Origin of the sequence: Komagataeibacter intermedius TF2 (genome assembly GCF_000964425.1) — a bacterium.
GTDB classification, from domain to species: Bacteria; Pseudomonadota; Alphaproteobacteria; order Acetobacterales; family Acetobacteraceae; genus Komagataeibacter; species Komagataeibacter intermedius.
Genome location: NZ_BANF01000327.1, coordinates 1 through 779 on the forward strand (window position 1 = coordinate 1; position 779 = coordinate 779).

The window sequence follows — 779 nt, forward strand, 5'->3', positions numbered from 1 at the left end:
AACCTGGGGCCGTTCGGGCATGGGTGGATTCTGTATGGCCGCGAAAAGCCAGCCTTCATCATTGCACGTCCAGGCAACGGTGAAGCGCCCTCAAGCAACGGTGTCACCATCGGTTTTGCAGCAGCGACACCCGCCGAAGTGGAGGCTTTTCATGCCGCAGGTCTTGCCAATGGGGGAGCCGATGAAGGCGCACCCGGTCCGCGAAGCCACTTACCGGGCGCTTACGCTGCCTATCTCCGGGATCCGGCAGGGAACAAGATCTGCACTTATACCTTCACGGACGGTAACTGACATGCGCAAAAGGCAGTGAGAGCCATGGAACGCAAGGAAACACACGCCTCTTTTGGGGGCGTGCAGGAAGTCTGGCGACACAAGTCCGTGTCGTTGGGTGTGGAAGCAAACTTCGCGATCTACCTGCCGCCGCAGGCAAAAACTGAAAAGGTTCCCGTTCTTTACTGGCTCTCCGGTCTGACATGTACGGAGCAGAATTTCATTGGCAAGGCTGGCGCGCAACGCGTGGCCGCAGAACTGGGCATCGCCATTGTCGCGTCGGATACCAGTCCACGGGGCGTGGGTGTGGCTGATGACGATGCGTACGATCTTGGACAGGGTGCCGGATTTTACCTCAATGCGACGCAGGAGCCGTGGGCTGTGCATTATCGGATGTATGATTACGTCGTCACGGAACTTCCTGCGCTGATTGAGGCGAGCTTTCCGGTTACGCAGCAGCGAGGCATTGCGGGACATTCGATGGGTGGATTTGGCGCCATCATGATCGC

At 58.4% G+C, this 779-nt stretch carries 2 protein-coding genes; both read left to right on the forward strand.

The features are described 5' to 3' along the window. On the forward strand, positions 1-291 hold a 291-nt coding region (locus tag B7449_RS17360; RefSeq protein ID WP_048883925.1), incomplete at its 5' end, for a VOC family protein. 24 nt (positions 292-315) lie between these two features. After that, the coding region (locus B7449_RS17365; protein ID WP_048883926.1) for an alpha/beta hydrolase-fold protein at positions 316-779 on the forward strand (464 nt) is incomplete at its 3' end.